The 5437-nt window shown below is 42.9% G+C and carries 4 protein-coding genes and 1 pseudogene; 4 read left to right on the top strand and 1 reads right to left on the bottom strand.

All coding sequences use genetic code 11. The features are described from left to right. Window positions 1-104, top strand: a pseudogene (locus ACMJ0U_RS10555) (IS4 family transposase); the annotation flags it as partial. 59 nt (window positions 105-163) lie between these two features. After that, window positions 164-1699 (top strand): ribonuclease Y, encoded by a 1536-nt coding sequence (gene rny / locus ACMJ0U_RS10550; protein WP_417129885.1) that lies wholly within the window; start codon window positions 164-166, stop codon window positions 1697-1699. A gap of 43 nt (window positions 1700-1742) precedes the next feature. On the opposite strand, the gene ACMJ0U_RS10545 is transcribed toward rny, so the two are convergent. Then, window positions 1743-2600, bottom strand: a complete 858-nt coding sequence (locus tag ACMJ0U_RS10545; protein ID WP_417129884.1) for a patatin-like phospholipase family protein — start codon at window positions 2598-2600, stop codon at window positions 1743-1745. A gap of 134 nt (window positions 2601-2734) precedes the next feature. Here ACMJ0U_RS10545 and ACMJ0U_RS10540 point away from each other — a divergent pair, with 134 nt between their 5' ends. After that, the gene (locus ACMJ0U_RS10540) at window positions 2735-4126 is read left to right on the top strand and encodes an aminopeptidase P family protein (protein ID WP_417129883.1); all 1392 of its coding nucleotides are present in this window, start codon (window positions 2735-2737) and stop codon (window positions 4124-4126) included. A gap of 40 nt (window positions 4127-4166) precedes the next feature. Then, window positions 4167-5360, top strand: a complete 1194-nt coding sequence (locus tag ACMJ0U_RS10535; RefSeq protein WP_417129882.1) for an aminopeptidase C — start codon at window positions 4167-4169, stop codon at window positions 5358-5360. Window positions 5361-5437 lie beyond the last annotated feature (77 nt).

The following is a 5437-nucleotide window of genomic DNA, read 5'->3' as shown; positions in this document are numbered from 1 at the left end:
TTTCTCTAACGGACAAAACCCACTTACGTGACCTGTTCGATAAGACTAATTTCAATGATGTCAAAGAACTCGATTGTCCCCTTTTTGAAGGACTATTTGATTAAATTTTTAACTCGTCCATTTTTATTGGACACTAATGATTTATATACTTAAATTAATTATAATGTTGACGACAGTAATACTAACAATTGTGGCTTTCCTGGTGGGAGGGACATTGTCGTATGGATTCTTTAAGTACGGCTTAAAGACAAAATATGACACAATTATCAAAGAAGCCGAAACTGAAGCTGAAGTAATCAAGAAGAACAAGCTTCTGGAAGTAAAAGAAAAATTTTTGAATAAAAAAGCAGATCTGGAGAAAGAAGTCGCCCAGCGCAATCAGAAAATCCAGCAAGCCGAAAATAAGTTAAAACAACGCGAAATGGTGCTCAACCAGAAGAATGAAGAGCTTCAGCGCAAACGCAATGAAACGGAAGCTATCAAAGAAAACCTGGATGCACAGCTGGTAATCATCGAAAAAAAGAAAGAAGAATTAGATAACCTTCAGGCACAGGAAAGAGAAAAACTGGAAACAATCTCGGGTCTGTCGGCTGAAGAAGCTAAAGAACGTCTGGTGGAATCACTGAAAGAGGAAGCGAAGACACAGGCACAATCTTACATCAACGACATCATGGACGATGCCAAGCTCACCGCAAACCGTGAAGCGAAACGTATCGTAATTCAGTCAATTCAGAGAGTAGCTACTGAAACTGCCATTGAAAACTCTGTCACTGTATTCCACATTGAATCGGATGAAATCAAAGGACGCATCATCGGACGTGAAGGACGTAATATCCGTGCATTGGAAGCTGCCACAGGTGTAGAAATTGTAGTAGATGATACGCCAGAAGCAATCGTGCTTTCAGCCTTTGACCCGGTACGCCGCGAAATTGCACGTCTGGCTTTGCACCAATTAGTAACTGACGGACGTATTCATCCGGCACGTATCGAAGAGGTGGTAGCAAAAGTACGCAAGCAAGTGGAAGACGAAATTATCGAAACAGGTAAACGTACCACAATCGACCTGGGTATCCATGGATTGCATCCTGAGCTGATTCGTATCATCGGTAAGATGAAATACCGTTCTTCATACGGCCAGAATCTTTTACAGCACGCACGTGAAACAGCCAACTTATGTGCAGTAATGGCTTCTGAGTTAGGTTTGAACCCGAAAAAAGCGAAACGTGCCGGACTGCTGCATGATATAGGTAAGGTGCCTGATGAAGAACCGGAATTGCCACACGCACTGTTAGGTATGAAATTGGCTGAAAAGTATAAAGAAAAAGCAGATATCTGCAATGCCATTGGCGCACACCATGACGAAGTGGAAATGACCAGCCTTCTAGCTCCTATCGTACAAGTATGTGACGCTATCTCTGGTGCACGTCCGGGAGCACGCCGGGAAATTGTAGAGGCTTACATCAAACGTCTGAATGACCTCGAACAATTGGCTATGTCTTATCCGGGTGTAACCAAGACTTACGCCATCCAGGCCGGACGTGAGTTGCGTGTCATTGTAGGCGCCGACAAGATTGACGACAAACAGACAGAAAGCTTGTCCACTGAAATCGCCAAGAAGATTCAGGACGAAATGACTTATCCGGGACAAGTTAAAATTACGGTTATCCGTGAAACCCGTGCTGTCAGCTTCGCAAAATAAATAATAAAAAAATCCGGAAATTCATTCCGGATTTTTTTATGTGCTATACCTTCAAATAGGGTGTCAACACTTTCTCCGCACACGCATACCCTTCCTCATACAAATCGGTCAGTTTCTTTATGTCCTTTTCAATACGATTCACTACCACTTTCTTTTCCGGCCGAATCGCTATAATACGTCCTTCATCCTCCAGTTTCTCTACCATCTCCAATTGTTCATTATATGCCGCACACCGTCGGCTAAGCAAAAGTCTCAGCCGCGGATAACGCCGATAAATAAACCGAGGAACCCGAATGTCTTTTTCGGTCTTACGATACCCTCTGTTACGAGTCAAAACCACTACATTTCTTTCATATCCTTGACTCATGGCCCGTAGGACAGGTATAGAATCAACAATTCCTCCGTCAAGCATAGGCCGTCCGTCTACATACGTAATCGGACAGACATACGGAAGACTGCTTGAAGCCTTGGCAATATCCACCAGTCTCCAGCCATCCCGGTTTTCTTTCTCTTCCAGATAACAAGCCCTTCCCGTCACACAATTAGTCGTTACCATCTCAAAGCGGGCAGGATTATTAAAATAGGCTTGAAAATCGTAAGGAAGAATCTTTGTGGGAAACAAATCATAAAGCAAATGCTGATCCAGAATACTATGCTGATACCAGAGATATTTCAACCCGATATAATTATATTCTGCCAGCATATCAATGTTACTAAACTTTGCCCGCCCTCGCTGATGAGACATATACGACAATCCGTTACAGGCTCCTGCTGACACACCTATCACATAAGGAAACTGTATGTGGTGATCCATCATGAAATCCAAGACTCCACAAGTAAACACCCCTCGCATACCTCCTCCTTCGAGAACCAATCCCGTTTTTTGCAAATCCAGATTCATACGACCTCAGTTTTTAAAGTAATCTTGGCAATTGCAAATATATGTTTTTCCATTACACCGCAGCCATTTTTTCTATTTTATTTACTACATTTGCAACATTATTTTCACAAACATTACATCAAAAAGAAATAACTATGTTTGATTCTCTTACTTATCAAAAACGTCGGAAAGCGCTGCGGGAAAAGATGAGCAACGGTATCATTCTTATTTTAGGAAACAATGAAGCACCGGCCAACTATCCCGACAACACATACAAGTTCAGACAGGACAGTTCTTTTGTCTATTTCTTCGGACATTCACACCCGGGTTATGCCGGCATCATCGACATAGATAATGACAAAGATTATTTCTTTGGCAACGACGTCGACATGGACGACATCATCTGGATGGGTCCTCAGCCTAGCGTAAAAGAACTGGCAGCACGGGTGGGAGTTGAAAAAAGCTATCCTTTCGACATGTTGAAAGAAATAGTAGGAAAGGCTATCGCTCAGCGAAGAAAAATACACTTCCTCCCTCCTTATCGCTATGACAACATGATGCTGCTGGAGGATTTGACAGGTATCCGGGCATCCATGACCAAGAAACATGCCTCTCTTGAACTGATTAAAGCGGTGGTCTCATTACGCTCCGTGAAAGAAGAATGCGAAATTGCAGAAATTGACAAGGCCTGCAATGTAGGATATGAAATGCATACAGCGGCCATGCGTCTCTGTAAACCAGGAGTATCCGAGCAATATATAGCTGGAGTGCTTGACGGCATTGCATCATCTTATGGACGAATGGTTTCATTTGCCACCATCCTCACACAAAACGGACAAACCCTGCATAACCACGACCACAGTCATATCCTGCAAGAAGGCAGACTGATGCTGACGGATGCAGGAGCCGAACTGATGAATTATTATTGTTCTGATCATACCCGTACAATTCCTGTAGGAGGAAAATTTACCTGTCGCCAACGTGACATCTACGGCATCGTACTTGCCTGCCACGACAAGGCATTGGAACTGGCACGTCCGGGAGTGACATACAAGTCGGTACACCTGGAAGTATGTAAGGTACTTACAGAAGGGCTGAAAGAACTGGGCTTAATGAAAGGAAATACCGACGAAGCAGTAGCTGCAGGTGCTCACGCCTTATTCCTGCCACACGGATTGGGACACATGATGGGACTGGACGTACACGATATGGAAGACTTAGGCCAGTGCTACGTGGGTTATGACGAAGAAGTGCAACCATCCACTCAGTTCGGACTGGCTTCGCTCCGTATGGGACGAAAACTCCAGAAAGGTTTTGTCATTACCGACGAACCGGGGTGCTACTTTATTCCTGCTCTGATTGATAAATGGAAGACAGAAAAGCTACACACTGATTTCTTGAACTTCGACGAAATTGAAAAGTACAAGGACTTCGGCGGTATCCGCCTGGAAGATGACATCCTGATTACCGAAAATGGTTCCAGATTCCTGGGCGAAAAACGTATCCCCATCACGTTTGATGAGGTAGAAGCCATCATGAATGAATAATCACGTATTTATTAACCCTATAACCATAAATATCAAAACAATGAACAAACTGATTTTAGTAGCTGTTGCAGGACTTTGCTTTGGTAACATCTATGCAAAAAATCCCAAGAAAGACAAAGCTGAAGAAGGATTCGTATTTACAACAGTAAAAGAAAACCCTATTACATCCATAAAGAACCAGAATCGTTCAAGCACATGCTGGTCATTTTCTAGCATTGGATTCTTAGAATCAGAACTGCTGCGTGAAGGTAAAGGAGAATTCGACCTTTCTGAAATGTTTGTAGTACACAAAACAATGGAAGACCGTGCAGTAAATTATGTGCGCTACCACGGAGACGCTTCTTTCTCACCGGGTGGAAGTTTTGAAGACATCGTATTCTGCTACAAAAATTATGGTATGGTTCCTCAGGACGTAATGCCGGGTATCGAATACGGAGACTCATTACCTAATCACAATGAGTTGGATGCGGTAGCTGAAGCATACGTACAGGCAATCGGAAAAGGCAAACAGAGCAAACTGAGTCCGGTATGGAAAAAAGGCGTAACAGCTATTTACAATACTTATTTAGGAGAATGCCCGAAAGAATTCACCTACAAAGGAAAAACTTACACCCCGAGAACATTTGCAGATGAAGTGCTTGGACTAGATATGAACAACTATGTATCACTAACTTCTTTCACTCATCATCCTTTTTATGAACCATTCAGCATTGAGGTACAAGACAACTGGCGCAATGCATTGTCTTACAACCTGCCTATCGATGAATTGATGGAAGTAATGGACAATGCCATCAACAATGGATATACTTTCGCATGGGGAGCTGACGTCAGCGAAGAAGGATTTACCCGTGATGGTGTAGCCGTATGCCCGAATGCAGAAAAAGGAGCCGAACTGACAGGTTCAGACATGGCACACTGGCTGGGACTCAGCAAGGCAGACAAACGCAAGGAGCTGACCAGCAAACCGCTTCCTGAAATTGAGGTGACTCAAGAAATGCGCCAGGTAGCATTCGACAACTGGGAAACTACCGATGACCACGGAATGCTTATCTATGGTATTGCTAAAGACCAGAATGGTAAAGAATACTACATGGTAAAAAACTCATGGGGATTAAGCGGTAAATACAAAGGTATCTGGTATGCATCTAAAGCTTTTGCCAAATACAAAACCATGAATATCTTGGTTCACAAGAAAGCAATCCCTGCACACATTGCAAAGAAATTAGGATTCTAAAATCCTATTATATAGACTAATTATAAATAAAAAGCGGCTCATTCACTAAATTTAAGATGGAAGGAGCAGCGTTTTTT

Source organism: Phocaeicola sp., from assembly GCF_048170425.1.
Classification (GTDB): Bacteria; Bacteroidota; Bacteroidia; order Bacteroidales; family Bacteroidaceae; genus Phocaeicola.
The sequence above is the reverse complement of the archived record's forward strand: the minus strand, read 5'-3'. Positions and strand labels throughout refer to the sequence as shown.